The sequence below is a fragment of the Nonomuraea sp. NPDC050663 genome (assembly GCF_044456985.1).
Classification (GTDB): Bacteria; Actinomycetota; Actinomycetes; order Streptosporangiales; family Streptosporangiaceae; genus Nonomuraea.
The window spans coordinates 335,438-354,174 of the sequence record NZ_JBITGL010000007.1; the positions used below are offsets into that span (position 1 = coordinate 335,438).

Sequence of the window (18,737 nt, forward strand, 5' to 3'; positions counted from 1 at the left end):
GTATCTTACCAGATATTCGGGCAAGTTGAAGCTGTTTCGAGGTTCGCAAGGTCGAACTATGTCGCGCCGGCGTTGAATTGTTCATGACGACGCCGCGCCGGGGCTTGGTGGCGTCGATTGATGGAAATGGCATGCGTGCGGCAGTGTATTGCTGTGAACCCGCCGAGGCGGCCCTATTCTTCGATCGAAGGGGAAAGCCGCCGTACCGGCGAACCGGCGCCCAGACGGGCGAGAACACGGCGCCCGAATTCCTCGGACACCGCATCGGAACGATCTGCCTCCCGCGAAAACGCCGGTGTGCGCGGCGCGATTCCGCCGGGCACACCGGCGGTCGTGCCGTACGGGCCTTGCGGAGGTTTCCGAAGCCTCCGCCCCCGCACATCCCCGCGAACGGGAGAGCCGATCCCCATGACTCGACGAGAAGCGCGCGCAAACCTAGTGGAAATGGGGTCGTGAGATGTGCGGAATCGCAGGCTGGGTGTCGTTCGGCGCCGACCTGACGCACCAGGGTGACGTGCTCGACGCGATGACCGGGACGATGGCCTGCCGCGGTCCCGACGGCCGCGGCACCTATGTGCGGGCGCACGCGGCCCTCGGCCACCGGCGCCTGGCCGTCATCGACCTGCCCGGCGGGGCCCAGCCGATGACCGCCGGCACCCCCGCCGGCGAGGTCTGCCTGGTCTACTCCGGCGAGGTCTACAACTTCCGGTCCCTGCGCGACCGCCTCAAGGCGCTCGGGCACCCGTTCAGGACCGAGAGCGACACCGAGGTCGTGCTCCGCGCCTACCTGGAATGGGGTGAGAGCGTCGTCGATCACATCGAGGGCATGTACGCCTTCGCGATCTGGGACGAACGCGACCAGAAGCTCCTGCTCGTCCGCGACCGGATGGGCATCAAGCCGCTCTTCTACCACCCGACCCCCGACGGCGTGCTGTTCGGCTCCGAGCCCAAGGCGATCCTCGCCAACCCGCTCGTGCGCAAGGCCGTCGACACCGACGGCCTGCGCGAGCTGTTCGCCCAGACCAAGACCCCCGGCTGGGCCCTGTGGAAGGGCATGCACGAGCTCGTGCCGGGCACGCTCCTGGTCGTCGACCGCGCCGGCCCGCGCCACCGCACCTACTGGTACCTGCGCGCCGCCGAGCACACCGACAGCCGCGACGACACCATCGAGCGCGTGCGCGACCTGCTCACCGGCATCGTCGACCGCCAGCTCATCTCCGACGTGCCCCAGTGCGTGCTGCTGTCCGGAGGCCTCGACTCCAGCGCGATCACCGCCCTGGCCGCCGAGCGGCTCGCGCTCCGCGGCGAGCAGGTGCGCAGCTTCTCGGTCGACTTCGTCGGCCAGGAGGAGAACTTCGTCCCCGACGAGATGCGCGACACACCCGACTCTCCGTTCGTCCGCGACGTCGCCGCCCACGTGCGCTCCACCCACCGCGACGTCGTGCTCGACCCCGCCGACCTGTCCGACCCCGCCGTACGGCAGGCGACCGTCGGAGCGCGCGACATCCCCAACGGCTTCGGAGACCTCGACAGCTCCCTGTACCTGCTGTTCAAGGCGATCAGGGAACACTCCACGGTGGCGCTGTCCGGCGAGTCGGCCGACGAGGTGTTCGGCGGCTACCCGTGGTTCCACCACCCGCAGCTCCTGCGCGGCGGCACGTTCCCCTGGATGATGGTCATCCCGCCGCTGAGCCTCGCCGCCAGGACCGACCACATCGAGCCCGGCCTGCGCAAACGCCTCGACGTCGAGGCCTACACCGCCGACCAGTACGCGGCAGCCCTCGCCGACGTGGAGCACCTCGACGGCGAGTCCGAGCAGGACCGGCTGATGCGCACCACCTGCCACCTGCACCTGACCCGGTTCGTCCGCGCCCTGCTCGACCGCAAGGACCGCCTGTCCATGGCCGTCGGGCTCGAGGTGCGGGTGCCGTTCTGCGACCACCGGCTGGTGGAGTACGTCTACAACACGCCGTGGGCGCTGAAGACCTGCGACGGCCGCGAGAAGAGCCTGCTGCGGCAGGCCGCCGCGCCCGTGCTGCCGCGCTCGGTGGTGGAGCGGGTCAAGAGCCCTTTCCCGTCGCCGCAGAGCCCCGGATACGCGGCCTTCCTGCAGCAGCAGGTGAAGGAACTCGTCGCCGAGAGAGACGCGCAAGTGTTCGCCCTGGTCGACCGCGGGTGGGCCCAGCAGGTCGTGGCGCAGGACCCGGCGAGCATGCCGGTGGCCGTGCGCGGCGGGCTCGAGCGGGTGCTCGACCTGCACGTGTGGATGGAACGGCACTCGCCTGAGCTGCTGCTCGACTGACCCCGCGGGCGGGCGCGCCCCCTCCGACACGCCCGCCCGCCCCGCCGCCTCGTCACTCACCGGTCACACCTCCTCCTGTCCCGCACCAGCAGGGCGCATCGCCACGCCGACGGCGATGCGCCTTCGCGCTTCCCCGGCGATGCGGCCCGGCGGCGTGCGGCCGGGGGATGTGGCGCGAGGTGGCGTGGACCAACAGACGCGCCCCAAGGCGGTGCGGCCGACGTTGTGCGGTCTGAGGGGGCGCCCCGAGGTGCCGCGGCCTGAAGGGGCGCGGTCTGAGGGGGTGCGGCCTGGGGTGACGCAGTCTGAGGTGGAGCGGCCCCACGGGGAGCGGTGCCCGCCGCTGGGACGCCGCTGCACAAACCGTCGCGCCGCGCAGTACGGCACGGCACGGCGGGGTGCCGTGCCGTGGTTCGCGGGCCGTCGCGGTGGAGCCGTCATTCGGCCTCGGGTACCAGCCGCGGCGCGCCCTGCGCGGGCGCGTCGTGCTCGGCCGCAGCCGCCGGGCTGGTGCGCGGCAGCACGAAGAAGGCGATGAGCACCGCCACCGCCAGCAGCACCGCCCCGAGCGTCATCCCCAGCCCGTACCCCCCGGCGAGCGCCTGCGGCGTGGCGCTGGGCCCGGTGTGGCCGTGGGCGGCGGTGCCGAGGGCGGCCAGGCCGAGCGAGGCGCCGATCTGCCGCGAGCTCGACAGCAGCCCCGACGCGGTGCCCGCGTCCCGCTGCGGGACGTCCACGGTGGCCGCGGAGACGACCGGGCCGAGGCAGAGTCCGAAGCCGATGCTCGTGACGAGCGAGGGCCCGAGCACGTCGACGAGGAAGGTGCCGTCGGCGCTCATCAGGCCGAACCAGGCGAATCCGGCGGCGGTGACGAGCCCGCCGGCGATGAGGAGGGTGCGCAGCGCCACCCGGTAGCCGAGCTTGATGGCCACCGCCGCCCCGATGATCACGCCGAAGGCGAACGGCAGGAGCTGAAGCCCGGCGAGCGTCGGGCTGGTCCCGAGGACCTGCTGCAGGTAGAGGGAGGCGAAGTAGAAGCACGACGCCATCGCCGCCCCGAGGAGCAGGTTGAAGGAGTTCGCTCCGCTGACCCAGCGGTTGGCCAGCAGGCCGGGCCGTACGAGCGGGTCGCGGGTGGTGGTGCGCTCGACGGCGACGAACGCGGCGAGCAGGACGGCGGCCGCCGCGAGGGTCCCCAGCGTGACCGGCGAGGTCCACGCGTACTGCTCGGTGCGCACGACCCCGAACACCAGCAGCGTCATGCCGGCCGTACCCAGGACGGCGCCCAGCACGTCGGGGCGGCCGCTGGGGGCGAGCGGAGGGGCGGAGGCGACGCCGCGCCAGGCGAGCCCCAGCGCGATGGCGGCCATCGGGACGCTGATGAACATCACCCAGCGCCAGCCCGCGTACTCGGTGAGGGCCCCGCCGATGAGCACGCCCAGGGCGCCGCCGGCGGCGTTGACGGCGCTCCAGATGCCGTAGGCGCGCACCCGTTCCTTGCCGGAGGGGAAGGTCACCGTGAGCAGCGCCAGCGCCGCGGGCGACAGGGCCGCGGCCCCGATGCCCTGCAGGGCGCGTCCGGCGACCAGGTGGCCGGGTTCCTGCGCGAATCCGCCCAGGAGGGAGGCGATGCCGAAGACGGCGAGGCCGATCAGGAGCACCCGCCGGTGCCCGAACCGGTCGGCGATCTTGCCTCCGAGCAGGAGGAGCCCGCCGAAGGTGAGCGCGTAGGCGTGGATCACCCAGGTCAGGCCGACGGCGCTGAAGCCGAGTCCGCTGGAGATCTGGGGGAGTCCGAGATTCACCACTGACAGGTCGACCGACACCATGAACTGCACGACGGCCACCGCGGCGAGGGTGAGCCCTGGCCGCGCGGCCGGAGCGATGACCGATGGTCCGCTTGCTGATTCCGCGTTCTTCACCGTAACCCAGTCCTCTGCGCTAGCGCGTCAGGCTTTTCGTACACGTACTGAAAATAACATCGGAAGGTGGAGGATGTCGACAGCCGGCCGCTGGCAGGGCGTACGGCAAAGGCCCTCCGCCACCGGGCGGAGGGCCTCTGAGATGCGTGAGGGTCAGCCCGAGCGGCGACGCGCCCCGGGCGAGGTGATGGCCGGAGGGTGGTAGCCCGCGTCGGCCGGGTTGAGAGTGACGCCGGGCGGCACGATCGTGTCGATCCTGTCGAGCACGTCCGGCGTGAGCGTCACCTTCACGGCGTCGAGCTGCGACTCCAGCTGCTCCAGCGTGCGCGGCCCGATGATGGCCGAGGTCACCGCGGGATGCTCCAGCACGAACGCGAGCGCCAGGTGGATCAGCGACAGGCCCGCCTCCTCCGCCAGCGCGGCCAGCTCGCCGACCGCCGCGCGTTTGGGCGCGTTGGCCTCGGTGGTGGCGTCGTAGCGCTCGGGGAAGAGCGCGGCGCGCCTCGACGGGCGGCCGTCGAGGTAGCGGCCGGACAACCATCCTCCGGCCAGGGGCGACCAGGGGATGACCGCCAGGCCGTACCGCTGGGCGACCGGGAGCACGTCGCGCTCGACGGCCCTGGCCAGGATGGAGTACGGCGGCTGCTCGCTGACGACCCGCTCGCGGCCGCGGCGCTCGGCCGTCCACTGGCCCTCGACGATCTGGTCGGCGGGGAAGGTGGACGTGCCGATGTAACGGATCTTGCCCTGGCCGACCAGGTCGCTGAGCGCGCCGAGGGTCTCGTCGAAGTCGGTGTCGGTGTCGGGCCGGTGCGCCTGGTACAGGTCGATCCAGTCGGTCCGCAGCCTGCGCAGGCTGTTGTCGACCTCCTGGATGATCCAGCGGCGGGAGTTGCCCCGGTGGTTGGGATGGTCGCCGATCTGGCCGTGGAACTTGGTGGCCAGGAACACGTCGTCGCGGCGGCCTGCGGCCAGCGCCTTGCCGACGATCTCCTCCGACTCCCCCTGGGAGTAGACGTCGGCGGTGTCGATCACGTTGATGCCCGCGTCGAGGGCGCGGTGGATGATCCGGATCGAGTCGTCGTGGTCGGGATTGCCGCGCCGGCCGAAGTTCATCGCGCCCAGCGTGAGCGGGCTGACCTTGACGCCGGTGCGCCCGAAGGGCCGGTAGTCCATGGGTGTCTCCTAGAGGGCGGCGAGCTGCGGGTTGCGGTTGGCGGGACGGGCCAGGCCGTAGTGGTCGCGCAGCGTCGTCCCCTCGTACTCGGTGCGGAACAGCCCGCGCCGCTGCAGGATCGGCACCACCTGGTCCACGAACACCTCCAGCCCGCTCGGCAGCACCGGCGGCATGATGTTGAACCCGTCGGCCGCCCCACTCCGCCACCAGTGCTCGATGGCGTCGGCGACCTGCTCGGGCGTGCCCGCGAACGTGCGGTGCCCGCGCCCGCCGCCGAGCCGTCCGATGAGCCGGCGCACGGTCAGCTTCTCGCGCCTGGCCAGGTTGACGACCAGCGTGTAGCGGCTCTTGGCCCCCTCGACGGCGTCCTCGTCGGGCAGGTCGGCCGGGAGCTGCCGGTCCAGCGGCAGGTCCTCGGGGTCGACGCCGAGCAGCGTGGCGAGCTGCTTCCTGGCGTACTCCGGGTTGATCAGCCGGTCCAGCTCCTCCTCCAGGGCGAGCGCCTCGGCCTCGGTGGAGCCGATCGCCGGCACGATGCCGGGCAGGATCTTGATGCCCTCCGGGTCGCGGCCGGCCTGGCGGGTGCGCTCCTTGAGGTCGACGTAGAAGGCGCGGGCGTCGTCGAGCGTCTGGTGGGCGGTGAAGACCGCCTCGGCGTAGCGGGCGGCCAGGTCCTTGCCGTCCTCGGACGAGCCCGCCTGCACCAGCAGCGGGTGTCCCTGCGGCGGCCTGGGCACGTTCAGCGCTCCGGCGACCTGGAAGAACTCTCCCCGGTGCGCGGCGGGGTAGATCTTGTCCGTGTCGCCCCACACGCCGGCGTCCTTGTCGCCGATCGGAGCCTCGTCGTCCCAGCTGTCCCACAGCTTGATCGAGACGTCCACGAACTCGGCGGCCCGCTCGTAGCGGTGGCGGTGGGCGGGCAGGTCGTCGAGGTTGAAGTTGCGCGCGGCGTCGGCGCCCGCGGTGGTGACGATGTTCCAGCCGGCCCTGCCGCCGCTGATGTGGTCGAGCGAGGCGAAGCGCCGCGCCAGGTTGTAGGGCTCGTTGTAGCTGGTGGAGGCGGTCGCGATGAGCCCGATGCGCGAGGTGGCGGTCGCCAGGGCGGTGAGGAGCAGCGTGGGCTCCAGCGCCCCTGACGGCCGGCGGCCGATCTCTCCCCACAGGACCGGGCTGTCGGCCAGGAACAGCGAGTCGAGCTTGCCGCGCTCGGCGATCCTGGCCAGGTTCTGGAAGTAGGCGATGTCGGTGTTGGCGAAGGGATCGGCCGAGGGCAGCCGCCAGGCCGCCTCGTGGTGGCCGACGCTCATCAGGAACGCGTTGAGATGCAGTCTTCCCTGCCGCTTGGTCATGCGGTTCATGCAAGCATCGGCTCAGGAAAGAGTCAATACCTACCGGAAATACATGAATTTGCCTCCCGCCTGCAGTCGTCGAGGGTGCGCTCCGCGAGCGCCGCGCGCACCCCCGGGATGGACAGGGCCGACATCGACAGGCTGCTCACCCCGAGCCCCACCAGGATCGGCGCCAGCCCCGGATCTCCCGCCGCCTCGCCGCACACCCCGACGGGCTTGCCCGCCGCCAGGCCCGCCTCCGCGCAGAGCCGTACCAGCCGCAGCAGCGCGGGCTGACGCGGATCGAGCAGGTCGGCCAGGCCCGGATGCTGGCGGTCGGCGGCGAAGGCGTACTGTCCCAGATCGTTGGTGCCGATGCTGAGGAAGTCCACCTCGGCCAGCACCTCCGCGGCCAGCAACGCCGCCGCGGGCACCTCGATCATCACTCCCACCCGCTGGATGCCCGCCTTGGCCGCGCGCTCGGCGAAGCGCGCGGCCTCGCGGGGCGTGCTGACCATGGGCGCCATCACCGACGGCCGGGCGCCCGTGGCTCGCGCCGCCCGCGCGATGGCGGCCAGCTGCGTGTCGAGGACCTCCGGCAGGAGCCGGTCGACCCGCAGGCCCCGGATGCCGAGCGCCGGATTGGGCTCGGCCTCCAGCCCCAGGAAGGGCAGCGGCTTGTCGGTCCCGGCGTCCAGGGTGCGCACGATCGCATCGGGCACCGCCTCGAACACCCGCGCGTAGGCGGCCACCTGCTCGTCGAAGGCGGGGGCGGACCGGCGGCCCAGGAAGAGGAACTCGGTGCGGAACAGGCCCACACCCTCCGCGCCCGGCGCGAGATCGGCGGCCGAGCCGATGTTGGCCAGGAGCTTGACCGCGTGGCCGTCGGCGGTCCTGCCGGGTCCGCGCCCGGCGGCCAGCCTGGCCCTGTCCTGGGCCGCGCGCTCCCTGATCGCGGCGGCGCCCGGCTCGTCGAGGCCGGTGCGCACCTCGCCGGTGCCGCCGTCGACGGCGACCAGCGTGCCGTCGGCCAGGTCCAGCACGCCGGGGCAGGCGACCACGGCCGGCAGGCCCCTGGCGCGCGCCAGGATCGCGGTGTGGCCGGTCGGTCCGCCCCTCTCGGTGACCAGCGCCAGCACGTCGGCGCCCAGTCCGGCCGTGTCGGCGGGGGAGAGGTCCTCGGCGATCAGGACGAACGGGTGGCCGGGGTCCGGCACGCCGGGCATCGGCAGGCCGAGCGCGGCGGCGATCGCGCGGTTGCGCAGGTCGTCAAGGTCGGCGGCCCGCTCGGCGAAGTAGCCGCCCGCCGCCAGCAACGCCTCGCGGTGCGCGGCGAAGGCGGCGTCGAGGGCGTGGGGTACGGCCAGGCCCGCCTCTACGTGCTCCTCGGCGGCCTCGGCGAGGGTAGGGTCGGCGGCCATCATGGCCTGCGCCTCGAGGATGTCGGCCGCCTCGCCCTGCGCCCGCCGCGCCCGCTCCTCGAGCTCGGCCGCGACGGCGCCGAGCGCCTGCCCGACACCGATCACCGGTCCGGCGCCCGTCGTCGCGTCCCCGGCCTCCGACGGCGGGGCGGTGGACGGGTTCTGCGAGGAGGCGCCCGACGAGGCTGCGGCGGTGGGCGGGTTCTGCGAGGAGGCGCCCGACGAGGCTGCGGGGGCAGTCCTCCGTCCAGCACCGAGGCCCTCCAGCGTGGGGGCCGCCGCCATGCGGAGCACCGGCCCCGCCGTGAGTCCCGGACTCACGCCGAGCCCGCGCAGCTCACTCATCGGACGCGTCCAGGTCGCGCGCCAGCAGCGCGGCCAGCGCCTCCACCGCGGCCTCGCCCTCCGGCCCGCCCGCCGCCGACAGCGTGACCTGCGTCCCCTGCACCGCCCCCAGCGACAGCACCCCCAGCATGCTGGTGGCCGGAACCTCCTTGCCCGACCCGACACGAACCTTCACCGGCACGCCGAGCCGCTGCGCCTCCTGGACGAACAGCTTGGCCGGCCGCGCGTGCAGCCCCGTCCTGGAGGCCACCGCAACCGTGCGCTCCACCATCCGACTCACTCCCTCACGGCTCGATCGTGACCTTGATGGCCTCGCCCCTGCTGACGAGTTCGATCGCCTCCAGCACCGACTCCAGCCCGAGCCGGTGGGTGATCAGGTCGGCGACCGGCACCTGACCGGAGGCGATCAGGTCGAGGGCGCGGGCGTTGTGCGCGGGGCTGGAGCCGTTGGCCCCGACGATGGTCAGCTCGCGGTAGTGCACGAGGTTGGAGTCGCACGCGATGACCGGGTCGTCCTTGGGCAGCCCGCCGAAGAAGCTGATGCGCCCCTGCCTGGCCGCCATCCGGATCGCCTGCTCCTGCGCGACCTTGGACGCGGCGGCCGTGATGACCACGTCGGCGCCGCGCGACCCGGTCAGCTTCATCACGTTCTCCACGGGGGAGTCGTCGATGGCGGCGTCGGGCCCGACCAGCGCGGCCGCCATGGCCAGCCGCTCGGGGTTGACGTCGACGAGGAAGACCCTGGCCGCGCCCCGCGCGCGTGCCAGCCGTACGTGGAGACAGCCGATCGGGCCCGCGCCCATGATCACGACGTCGTCGCCCTCCGACACCCGGGCCAGTTCCTGCCCGTTGAGCACGCAGGCGAGCGGTTCGGCGACCGAGGCCTCCGCGAACGACACCCCGTCGGGGATGCGGTTGACGCCGCCGACGGCGACGACCTTGTCGGGAACGGCCATGTACTCGGCGAAGCCGCCGTCGTAGTGGTAGCCCATCGACTCCTGGTTCGGGCAGACCGTCATGCGCCCGCGGCGGCACTCGGGGCACGTCCCGCACGGGATGGCCGCGATCACCTGCACCCGTTCGCCGGTGCCCACGACCTCGCCGGCGATCTCGTGGCCCATCACGCGCGGCGGCCTGATGTGGTGGTGGCCATGCCGGTAGATCTTGGCATCGGTGCCGCACGTGGAGCAGTTGCGCACCCGGATGACCAGCTCGCCTTCGGGGCGCGGGGCCTCCTCCAGCCTGATGTCGCCGGGGGCGTGGAAGCGGGCGACCTTCACGTGAACTCCTTCATGACGGCGTCGACGTCGGTGGCCTCGCGCAGCGCGCGCGCCCGTTCGGGATCGAGCAGGATCTCGGCCAGCTCGGCCAGCAGCGCCACGTGGCCGTCGCCGCGCGCGGCGATGCCGACGCACACGACGACGTGCTCGCCGTCCCAGTCGATCCCGTCGGGGAAGCGCAGCACGCAGATGGCGTCCCTGGTCACGTGCTCCTTGGAGGTGCCGTGCGGGATGGCCACGCCCTCGCCGACGTAGGTGGAGATCGAGCGCTCGCGTTCCAGCATCGCCGCCACGTCCGGCTGCGCCACGGCGCCGATCTCCACGAGCACCTGACCGCACCGCGCGATGGCCTCCTCGCGCGTGGCCGCGCGCTCGCCGAGCCGTACGGCACGCGCCTGCAGCACCTCACGCACCGACGGTCCCGCCCTTCTTGATCGCCTCGACCAGCCCGGTGACGGCAGGGTCGCCCAGGAAGATCTGGAACGGGATGACGACGGTGCCCGGAGCGGCCGCCCTGGCCCGATCGGCGAGCCCGGCGTGGGTGAGCACCACGTCGGCGTCGCCGGGGATGGCGTTGACGGGCGTGTGCTCGACCGCCACCCCGGTGCCCTTGAGCTGCTTGCGCACGGTGGTGGCGAGCATGACGCTGCTGCCCATCCCCGCGTCGCAGGCGATCACGATCTTGCGGATGTCCTTGCTGTCGATGCTCATGCGGTCGCACCCTCCGTGCTCTGCTCTTGTTCCTGCTGCTGCTTCTTCTCGCCCCGCCCGAAGCCGAGCAGGACGGCGGCGACGATGAAGCTGGCCGCCGCCGACAGCGCGATGCCCGCGCCGACGCCGAGCCAGCCGCCCCTGGGCGTGACCGCGAGGTAGGCGAAGATGCTGCCGGGCGACGGCGGGGCCACCAGCCCGGAGCCGGTGATCATGAAGGTGAAGACGCCGACCATGCCGCCCGCGATGACCGCCAGGATGAGACGCGGCTTCATCAGCACGTACGGGAAGTAGATCTCGTGGATGCCGCCGAAGAAGTGGATGATGATCGCCGCGGGCGTGGTGGGCCGCATCGCCATCGGGCCGAAGAACATGAAGGCCAGCAGCAGCCCGAGCCCAGGTCCCGGGTTCGACTCCAGCATGAACAGGATGGACTTGCCGGTCCGCGCCGCCTCGGCCACGCCCAGCGGGCCGAGCACGCCGTGGTTGATGGCGTTGTTGAGGAAGAGCACCTTGGCCGGCTCGATCAGCAGCGAGGCCAGGGGCAGCACGCCGTTGTCGATCAGCCAGCCCACCGCGCTGCCGGCCGCCTCGGTGACGACCCTGACGACCGGGCCGATGCCCCAGGCGCCGAGCAGGGCCATGCCGCCGCCGACGATGCCCGCGGTGAAGTTGTCGACCAGCATCTCGAAGCCGGCCTTGGTGCGGTCCTGGGTGAAGCCGTCGACGAGCTTGAGCACGTAGGCGGCGAGCGGGCCGATGATCATCGCGCCCAGGAACATGGGGATCGTGGCGCCGACGATGAGGCCGACGGTGGCGACCGCGCCGGCGACCGCGCCGCGCTGGCCGTGGACCATGCGCCCGCCGGTGTAGCCGATGAGGATCGGCAGGAGCGTGGAGATGATCGGGCCGACCAGCTTGGCGAACTCCTCGTTCGGCAGCCAGCCGGTGGGGATGAACAGGGCGGTGATGAGGCCGAAGGCGATGAACGCGCCGATGTTCGGCATGATCATCCCGGCTAGGTAGCCTCCGATGCGCTGGATGGTGGCCTTGGCTCCGGTCCCGGTGACCGGAGGGGTGTAGGTGTCGGCCATGGTCAGTCTCCCAGGGGGGTCGAGGGATCCAGAGGTAACAAGCGGACGCGGTCGCGGCGGATGTCGGCGGGGCCGGGCATGCGGCTGCCGGGAAGCCCGACGGAGGCGGCGGCCCAGGCCAGCGCCTCGCGCAGGGCCTGCTCGTCGTCACCGTGGTCGGGACCGGCCGCCCGCGACAGGTAGCCGGCCAGCAGGGCGTCTCCCGCGCCGACGGTGCTGCGCGGCTCGTCCACGGGGCATCTGCCGTACCAGAGCCCGGCCTCGCCGAGGAGGACGGCGCCTTCCGCGCCGAGGCTGGCCAGCACGGTGCGCGCGCCGGCGGCGCGCATCTTCTCCGCGGCCTCGGCGACGTCGCCCAGGCAGGTGATCGGCATGCCGGTCGCCTCGGCCAGCTCCTCCCTGTTCGGCTTGACCAGGGCGGGACCGGCGGGCAGCGCGGCGCGCAGGGCGGGGCCGCTGGTGTCGACGGCCACCCGGATGCCCGCGCCGGAGAAGCGGCGGCAGAGCGAGGCGTACACGTCGTGGGGGACCGAGGGCGGCAGGCTGCCGGAGGCGACCACCCAGTCGGCCGAGTGGGCGGCGGCGAGCACCGCCTCGGCGACGGTGTCGAGCTCGTCGGGGCCGAGCGCGGTGCCGGGCTCGTTGACCTTGGTGACGGTGCCGTCGGGCTCGGCCAGCGCCACGTTGGACCGGGTGGAGCCCCTGACGGGGACGGTGACCATCTCCAGGCCCGCGTCGGACAGCAGGTGCACCAGCTGCCTGCCCTCGTCGCCGCCGTACGGCACGACGGCGCACGAGGAGACGCCGTTGGCCAGCAGGGCCCTGGCGACGTTGACGCCCTTGCCGCCGGGATCGAGCCGCGCCGTGCTCGCCCTGATGACCGTGCCCCGCGCCAGCTCGCCGATCTCGATGGTCCGGTCCAGGCTGGGGTTGAGGGTCAGGGTGAGGATCATGCGCGCACCACCTCCAGCCCCGCGGCGCTCAGCTCGGCGGCGAGCGTGAGGTCCAGCCCGGCGTCGGTGATCACCATGTCGATCTCCTGGAGCGCGGCGAACCTGGCGAAGTAGGTGTTGCCGAACTTCGTGTGGTCGGCCAGCAGCACGCTGCGCTCGGAGGCGGCGATCATCGCGCGCTTGATCGCCGCCTCGGCGGGGTCGGGCGTGGTCAGCCCGTTGGCGATCGAGCAGCCGTTGGTCGCCATGAACGCCACGTCGACATGAAGGTCGGCCAGCGGACGCAGGGCCCAGTCGTCGACGGTGGCGAGCGTGCGGCCGCGCACCCGGCCGCCCAGCATGATGACGGTCAGATTGCCCCTGGTCGCCAGCACCGAGGCCAGCGGCGGCGAGTTGACCACCACGGTCAGCTCGCGGTCGGCGGGCAGGACCTGCGCCAGCCGCCCGGTCGTGCTGCCCGCGTCGATGATCACCGATCCGTCGTCGGGCAGCTCCGCCAGGGCGGCCTTGGCGATCCGCTCCTTCTCGGCGGTCATCACCTCGTCGCGTACGGCCAGCCCGGGCTCGAAGCCCAGCCGCTCGACCGGGATCGCCCCGCCGTGCACCCGGCGCAGCACTCCCGCCCGCTCCAGCACGGTGAGGTCGCGGCGGATGGTCTCCGTGGTGACCTCGAGTGCCTCGGCCAGCACCACCACGTCCACGCGCCCGGTCTCGCGGGCCCTGCGAAGGATCTCCTGCTGGCGCTCTTCGGGGTACATCGTGTGGATTCACCGCCGTTTCATTTGGTTTTACTTGGTTTTAGCCCCGTTTCTGTGTGACGTCAAGAGCGCGACCAGGCACGCCCGACCCGTTGACACTCGGTGGGGCGGCGGACGACTATCGTGCTTCCTGACTGGGAGACGGTGCGATGACCAACGACGAGCAGGCGCCCCCGGGCATCGACGCCCGGACGCCGAACATGGCTCGCATGTACGACTACGCCCTCGGCGGCAAGGACAACTTCGAGTCCGACCGCCAGGCGGTGGGCAAGCTGTTCGCCATGTCGCCGGAGAACCGGTACGTGCCGCTGGTCAACCGCCAGTTCCTGCGCCGGGCCGTGCGCTTCGCCGCCAGGCGGGGCATCGACCAGTACCTCGACCTCGGCGCGGGCCTGCCCAGCCAGGGCAACGTGCACGAGGTGGCCAAGCGGGCGCGACCCAGGGCGCGCGTGGTCTACGTCGACAACGATCCCGTGGTCGCCGTGCACGCCAGAGCGCTGCTGTCGGGCGGCGACAGCAGCGTCGCCGTCGTCGAGGGCGACATCAGGGACCCGGAGAAGATCCTCGGCGACGCCGACGTCAACCGGCTGATCGACTTCACCCTGCCGGCCGCCGTCCTGCTCGTCTCGGTGCTGCACGGCATCGCCGACGACGAGAACCCGGCGGCCGTCGTGCGGGCCTTCTGCGAGCGTCTGGCGCCCGGCAGCTTCCTGATCCTGTCCCACCTGACCCGCGAGGGCCAGCCGCCCGACCTGGTGCGCCGCAAGGAGGAGGTGTTCGCCCGGTCGAACACCGTCTTCTCCTACCGAGCCCGCGACGAGATCCTGCGCTACTTCGACGGCCTCGACCTGGTCGAGCCCGGCCTCACCCCGGTCACCGCCTGGCGGCCCGACGAGGACGCCCTGCCCGAGCTGGAAGCCGCCGGAGCCTGGTGGCTCGGCGGCGTGGGGCGCCGCTGACGTGATCGAGCGCACCGAGATCGACGACGTCGTCGTGCTGCGCCTGGCGCACGGCAAGGTCAACGCCCTGGACCTGGAGCTGCTCGAACGGCTCACCACGATCCTCACCGAGCTGCAGGGCGAACCTCCCAGGGGCGTGGTCCTGACCGGGACGGGCGGCGCCTTCAGCGCGGGCGTCGACCTGTGGCGGATCGTCGACGGCGGCCCCGAATACGTCGAGGCCTTCCTCCCGGCCCTGAGCGCGGCCTTCCTGGCCGCGTTCAACCTGCCCCAACCGCTGGTCGCGGCGGTCAACGGCCACGCGATCGCCGGAGGATGCGTGCTGGCCGCCTGCGCCGACCACCGCGTCATGGGCGGACGGGGCAGCATCGGCGTGACCGAGCTCCTCGTCGGCGTGCCCTTCCCGACCACCGCCCTGACGATCCTCGAATACGCGCTCGGCCCCGCTCAGACGCGTGCCTGCGTGGTGAGCGGCGCTACGTTCGAGCCCGCCCAGGCGCTCGAACGCGGCCTTGTCGACGAGCTGGACGACGACCCCGTCGCCGCGGCCGTCGCCGCCGCCCGGCGCATGGCGACCGCCGTCCCCGCCGACACCTTCGCCTTCACCAAGCACCAGCTGCGCCGCTCGGTCAACGAGACCATCCAGATGCGCCGCGACCTGGAGGAGCCCCGCGTCCTGGAGCAGTGGACCGCCAGGCTCGCCGACGGCGGCATCGAGCGCTTCATGAACGCTAGGGGTTCGGCGAGCCGCAGACCCTGACGAACGGCAGGTCGGGGCCGGCGTGCTCGCGCCACTCCGCCTCGGCCAGGCCGCGTCCGGCGCGCTCGCACACCCTGCGCGCCACCTGCTCGGGATCCAGGTCGAGCTCGCGGAAGGTCCCGTCGTGGGCGACCACCCGCAGCACGCCCGCGGAGAAGGACAGGGCGGGCCTGCCCTCGTCCGCCGTGCCGTACCTCATGGCGCTGATCGTCCGCGCCGCCCCGAGCTGGCGGCCCGAGGGCACGTCGAACAGGGTCAGCCGGTCGTCGTGGGTGACCGCCAGGAGCCGGGCGTCGGGCGAGAACTGCGCGTTGTGGACGGTGCCGCCCACCTGCAGGAACTGCCCGGTGGGCCGCCAGCCGCCGGTGTCCCACAGGGTCACGCCCTGCGCGCCCCACGGCGAGACGCCGACGCGGCCGTCCGCGGACAGCGTCATCCATCGTTTGGCCAGGGTGCCGGGACCGGCACTTCGCGGTACGGCCCGGCGGGTGGTCAGGTCGATGACGCTCACCCCCGCCGGATCGGCGGTCACCAGGAACCTGCCGTCGCCGCTGAAGGTCATCGGCCCGGCCCACAGGCCCTCAAAAGTGGCGACCCGCTCGAAGGTGCGCGCGTCCCACAGGATCACCACGCCCGCGCCGTAGGTGTCGTTGGACTGGCCGCTGCTGGCCGCGATGTACCTGCCGTCGGGGCTGAAGGCGAGCTGGTCCGGCTCGCTGCCGAAGTCGCCCAGCTGGATGCGGCCCACCTCCCGCCCGGTGGCGGTGTCGACGACGCGCAGCGGCTTGCTCTGGTCGTTGGTGATGCCCTTGATCACCCGCTTGCCGTCCGGGCTGACCCCCCACCACGGATCCTCGTACCTCCCGGGGTTCAGCGAGGTCACGGCGTGCCCGCCGGTGAAGGAGGGCACGCTCCAACGCAGCACGTCGTCGCCGCGCCTGGCGAAGAACGAGCCGCCCGCGAACCGCCGCTCCGTGGCTCCGGCGGGGATGCCGGGCGCGGCAGCGGTGTGCACGGCGACGTCGTAGGAGGTCACCCGGCCTGAGTCGTCGAGCAGGGTGAGCAGCCGGTTGTCGCGGCTGAGGAGCGCGCCGCGCTGCAGCAGCGAGGGGGCGGTGAAGCGCAGCAGCTCCCTGCCGTCGGACAGCCGCCAGAGCGACACCGGCGGCGCCCCGCTGACCGAGGAGTCGGACTGCTGCAGCCCGTCGGAGACGACCAGGAACCGGCCGTCGGCGCTGACCGCGGGCTCGGTGGTGGCGGCGGTGCGCAGGGCGGGGCCGATCTGGCGTCCGGTGCGCAGGTCCCAGCGCACCAGGCGCGACGGCTCCTCCATGGCCACGACCACGACGTCACCGGCGCCGGTGAAGGCCAGGATCATGGCGCCGCGAGGGGGCATGACCAGCTTCGGGGCCGGGCCCGACAGGGCCTTCACCCGGTCCGCGTCGATGATCGCGTACCTGTCGCCCGGAGCCACGAGGACATGGCCGGGGAAGTGGAGCGGGACCGTGGAGCGGGTGGCGACCTTCCAGAACCTGGCCAGGACGCCTCCCTCGCGCATCACGAGGTAGCCGCCGCCGGGGCTGAAGGTCAGCTCGTCCGGCGGGGCGGCGTTGGCCGAGAGCGGGTCGGGGTCGAGGTAGGGGCCCTCGCCGAGCAGGGCGCCGCTCCTGAGGCTCCACAGGCGGATCCTGCCCTGCGAGGCCAGGGCGAGCGTGTCGCCGTCGGGCGCCACCGCGGCGCGGAACGGCCCGTCGCCGACGCCGCCGAACCGCCACGTCAGCCGCCCGGTCTCCACCTCGAACACCGACACGACGCCCGCTCCCGCGCTGACCAGGAACCGGCCGTCGGCGGTGAGCGCCCTGCCCAGGTTGCCCGCCACCGGATCCCTGACCACCCGCCGCTCCGGCCGCGCCAGCGAGCCGAACAACGCCGAGCGCGCCTCCGGCACCGGCGAGATCCGGTAGGCGGCCACCGACAGCAGCATCGCCCGCACCGGGTCGTTGGCGCGCAACGCGTCGGCCTGCAGGGCCAGCTGCCTGGCCGTCGCCATGGCCCGCTGCTCGGCCAGCAGCCCGGCGTTCTCGTCGCTCAGCGCCGACTGCCGCCAGGCGAACAGTCCCGCGGCGAGCGAGACCACCAGCAGGGCGGCCACGCCCGTCGTCACGCCCCTGCGCACCCGGCCCTGGCGCAGGGCCTGCGCCCGGCTCTCCTCCAGAAAACCCTTCTCGACCTGATTCATCGTCAGATGCGCGGGGGCGCCGGACGCCCACGCCAGGGACTCGCGCAGGGCCGTGCCACGGAGCAGGTCCTCGCGGTGCCGCCCGCCCGCCGCCCAGTGCCGGGCGGCCTCGCCGAGCCTGCGGTGCCCGAGCAGCGCCTCGCGGTCGGCGCTCACCCACTCGTGCAGGCGCGGCCAGGCACGCAGCAGGGCCGGGGTGCCGACGGCGAGCGTGTCGTGGCCGCGCTCGATCAGCTCGGCCTCCGTCAGCGCGGCCAGCACCGCCTCATCGGGTTCCGGCAGCTCGGACAGGGTCGCGCGGCGCGGGGTCCCCTCACCGTCGCGCACGTCGACCAGGCGGAGCATCACCTGCCTGGCCACCTCGCGGCCGCGCGGCGGCAACGCCGCGTACGCCTGCTCGGCCAGCACGCCCAGGGGCGGCCGCCCGGCCAGCTCCCGCGGCGGCCGCACCTCGGCCGCGGCCCGCGCCCCGTCGGCCAGCATCGCCGGATGGCCGCCGACGTGCTCGCCGCCCGGGCCGGCCGGGTGACCCGTGGCGCGCCCGTCGGCCGGCAGCGCCGTACGGCCTGCGGCTGAGCCGTCGGCCGGAGGCGTGCCGGAGTCAGGCGTACGGCGCGTGGCCGCCGTGCTCACCTGACCCCCGTGACCTCCTCCCGCCAGCAGCGAGAGCAGCAGCTCCGAAGCCGCGGGCCGCTCCGACGGCTCCTTGGCGAGCGCCGCCGCCACCAGGGCGCGCAGGTCCCCGGGAATCGCCCCCAGGTCGACCTCTCCCGTCAGCAGCCGGTGGATCACCGCCACCGTCGTGGGCGCCGCGAACGCGTCACGCCCGGTGGCCGCGAAGTACACCATCGCCCCCCAGGCGAACACGTCGGCCGCCGGCTCGGCCCGCCCGCCCGCGAACAGCTCGGGCGCCATGTACATCGGCGTGCCCGTCAGCTCGCCCGTCGAGGTCATCGACAACCCGGCGGCCCTGGCGATGCCGAAGTCGATCACCCGCGGCCCGTCGGGCCCGAGCAGCACGTTCTCCGGCTTGAGGTCGCGGTGCACCACCCCCGCCTGGTGGATGGCGGCCAGCGCGGTGGCCATCCCCACGGCCAGCCGGCGCAGCCCGTCGCCGCCCAGCGGCCCGGTGGGCGCGAGCGCCGCGCGCAGGCTCGGCCCCGAGACGAACTCGCTGACGATGTAGGGCCGCTCGCCGTCCAGGTCGTGGTCCAGGACCCGGGCGGTGCAGAAGGAGGCGACCCGCTGGGCGGCCAGCACCTCGCGCAGGAAGCGGCGGCGCAGCTGGTGGTCGCCCGGCAGGTAGGCGTGCAGGACCTTGACCGCCACGCGGTTGGCGGCGGCGTCGTAGGCCTCGTACACGACGCCCTGCCCGCCCGAGCCGAGCCGCCCGGCCAGCCAGTAGTCGCCCAGTCTCTGAGGATCAGCGCTCACGCATCATTGGAGGCTGTTTCGCGGCAAATGGTTGGCCGCGATCGGCGCGGGTGT

General features: G+C 73.1%; 15 protein-coding genes. 3 read left to right on the forward strand and 12 right to left on the reverse strand.

The window, feature by feature from the left end; all coding sequences use genetic code 11:
• Positions 1-457 precede the first annotated feature (457 nt).
• The gene (gene asnB, locus ACIBH1_RS24215) at positions 458-2,302 is read left to right on the forward strand and encodes an asparagine synthase (glutamine-hydrolyzing) (RefSeq protein ID WP_397316160.1); all 1,845 of its coding nucleotides are present in this window, start codon (positions 458-460) and stop codon (positions 2,300-2,302) included.
• A 437-nt stretch (positions 2,303-2,739) separates the two neighbouring features.
• On the opposite strand, the gene ACIBH1_RS24220 is transcribed toward asnB, so the two are convergent.
• The 11 genes from ACIBH1_RS24220 to ACIBH1_RS24270 all read right to left on the reverse strand — a co-directional run bounded on the left by ACIBH1_RS24220 (position 2,740) and on the right by ACIBH1_RS24270 (position 13,291).
• Positions 2,740-4,224, reverse strand: a complete 1,485-nt coding sequence (locus tag ACIBH1_RS24220; RefSeq protein ID WP_397316161.1) for an MFS transporter — start codon at positions 4,222-4,224, stop codon at positions 2,740-2,742.
• A 153-nt stretch (positions 4,225-4,377) separates the two neighbouring features.
• Positions 4,378-5,400, reverse strand: a complete 1,023-nt coding sequence (locus tag ACIBH1_RS24225; RefSeq protein ID WP_397316162.1) for an aldo/keto reductase — start codon at positions 5,398-5,400, stop codon at positions 4,378-4,380.
• A 9-nt stretch (positions 5,401-5,409) separates the two neighbouring features.
• Complete coding sequence (locus tag ACIBH1_RS24230) at positions 5,410-6,750, reverse strand: LLM class flavin-dependent oxidoreductase (RefSeq protein ID WP_397316163.1); 1,341 nt, start codon at positions 6,748-6,750, stop codon at positions 5,410-5,412.
• 32 nt (positions 6,751-6,782) lie between these two features.
• A complete protein-coding gene (locus tag ACIBH1_RS24235; protein WP_397316164.1) occupies positions 6,783-8,495 on the reverse strand; it encodes a putative PEP-binding protein in 1,713 nt (570 codons plus the stop codon).
• Positions 8,488-8,766, reverse strand: a complete 279-nt coding sequence (locus ACIBH1_RS24240; RefSeq protein WP_397316165.1) for an HPr family phosphocarrier protein — start codon at positions 8,764-8,766, stop codon at positions 8,488-8,490. Before ACIBH1_RS24240 ends, ACIBH1_RS24235 begins: the two co-directional genes overlap by 8 nt.
• Positions 8,767-8,779: 13 nt before the next feature.
• Complete coding sequence (locus ACIBH1_RS24245) at positions 8,780-9,775, reverse strand: zinc-dependent dehydrogenase (RefSeq protein WP_397316166.1); 996 nt, start codon at positions 9,773-9,775, stop codon at positions 8,780-8,782.
• On the reverse strand, positions 9,772-10,188 hold the full coding sequence (locus tag ACIBH1_RS24250) for a PTS sugar transporter subunit IIA (protein ID WP_397316167.1): 417 nt from the start codon (positions 10,186-10,188) through the stop codon (positions 9,772-9,774). The genes ACIBH1_RS24245 and ACIBH1_RS24250 overlap by 4 nt, the downstream gene beginning before the upstream one ends.
• Entirely contained in the window at positions 10,181-10,486 is a 306-nt protein-coding gene (locus tag ACIBH1_RS24255) for a PTS lactose transporter subunit IIB (RefSeq protein ID WP_397316168.1), read from the reverse strand. The genes ACIBH1_RS24250 and ACIBH1_RS24255 overlap by 8 nt, the downstream gene beginning before the upstream one ends.
• Positions 10,483-11,580, reverse strand: coding sequence for a mannitol-specific PTS transporter subunit IIC (gene mtlA, locus ACIBH1_RS24260; protein WP_397316169.1), 1,098 nt, complete (start codon positions 11,578-11,580; stop codon positions 10,483-10,485). Before mtlA ends, ACIBH1_RS24255 begins: the two co-directional genes overlap by 4 nt.
• A gap of 2 nt (positions 11,581-11,582) precedes the next feature.
• On the reverse strand, positions 11,583-12,533 hold the full coding sequence (gene pfkB / locus ACIBH1_RS24265) for a 1-phosphofructokinase (protein WP_397316170.1): 951 nt from the start codon (positions 12,531-12,533) through the stop codon (positions 11,583-11,585).
• Positions 12,530-13,291 carry a DeoR/GlpR family DNA-binding transcription regulator gene (locus ACIBH1_RS24270; protein WP_397316171.1) on the reverse strand — a complete coding sequence of 254 codons (762 nt, stop codon included), beginning with the start codon at positions 13,289-13,291 and terminating at the stop codon, positions 12,530-12,532. The genes pfkB and ACIBH1_RS24270 overlap by 4 nt, the downstream gene beginning before the upstream one ends.
• Positions 13,292-13,440: 149 nt before the next feature.
• Between ACIBH1_RS24270 and ACIBH1_RS24275 the strand changes: the two genes are divergently transcribed.
• Positions 13,441-14,250 carry an SAM-dependent methyltransferase gene (locus ACIBH1_RS24275; RefSeq protein ID WP_397316172.1) on the forward strand — a complete coding sequence of 270 codons (810 nt, stop codon included), beginning with the start codon at positions 13,441-13,443 and terminating at the stop codon, positions 14,248-14,250.
• A 1-nt stretch (position 14,251) separates the two neighbouring features.
• Positions 14,252-15,010 carry an enoyl-CoA hydratase/isomerase family protein gene (locus tag ACIBH1_RS24280; protein WP_397316173.1) on the forward strand — a complete coding sequence of 253 codons (759 nt, stop codon included), beginning with the start codon at positions 14,252-14,254 and terminating at the stop codon, positions 15,008-15,010.
• Here ACIBH1_RS24280 and ACIBH1_RS24285 read toward each other — a convergent pair.
• Positions 14,982-18,683 (reverse strand): protein kinase, encoded by a 3,702-nt coding sequence (locus tag ACIBH1_RS24285; RefSeq protein WP_397316174.1) that lies wholly within the window; start codon positions 18,681-18,683, stop codon positions 14,982-14,984. The two genes, ACIBH1_RS24280 and ACIBH1_RS24285, sit on opposite strands and share 29 nt — an antisense overlap.
• Between the last annotated feature and the right edge of the window lie 54 nt (positions 18,684-18,737).

Coding starts and splice junctions, on each gene's coding strand:
- ACIBH1_RS24255 (WP_397316168.1), bottom strand. CDS start 10,486: ATGAGCATCGACAGCAAGGACATCCGCAAGATCGTGATCGCCTGCGAC.
- ACIBH1_RS24240 (WP_397316165.1), bottom strand. CDS start 8,766: ATGGTGGAGCGCACGGTTGCGGTGGCCTCCAGGACGGGGCTGCACGCG.
- asnB (WP_397316160.1), top strand. CDS start 458: ATGTGCGGAATCGCAGGCTGGGTGTCGTTCGGCGCCGACCTGACGCAC.
- ACIBH1_RS24235 (WP_397316164.1), bottom strand. CDS start 8,495: ATGAGTGAGCTGCGCGGGCTCGGCGTGAGTCCGGGACTCACGGCGGGG.
- mtlA (WP_397316169.1), bottom strand. CDS start 11,580: ATGGCCGACACCTACACCCCTCCGGTCACCGGGACCGGAGCCAAGGCC.
- pfkB (WP_397316170.1), bottom strand. CDS start 12,533: ATGATCCTCACCCTGACCCTCAACCCCAGCCTGGACCGGACCATCGAG.
- ACIBH1_RS24225 (WP_397316162.1), bottom strand. CDS start 5,400: ATGGACTACCGGCCCTTCGGGCGCACCGGCGTCAAGGTCAGCCCGCTC.
- ACIBH1_RS24270 (WP_397316171.1), bottom strand. CDS start 13,291: ATGTACCCCGAAGAGCGCCAGCAGGAGATCCTTCGCAGGGCCCGCGAG.
- ACIBH1_RS24275 (WP_397316172.1), top strand. CDS start 13,441: ATGACCAACGACGAGCAGGCGCCCCCGGGCATCGACGCCCGGACGCCG.
- ACIBH1_RS24230 (WP_397316163.1), bottom strand. CDS start 6,750: ATGACCAAGCGGCAGGGAAGACTGCATCTCAACGCGTTCCTGATGAGC.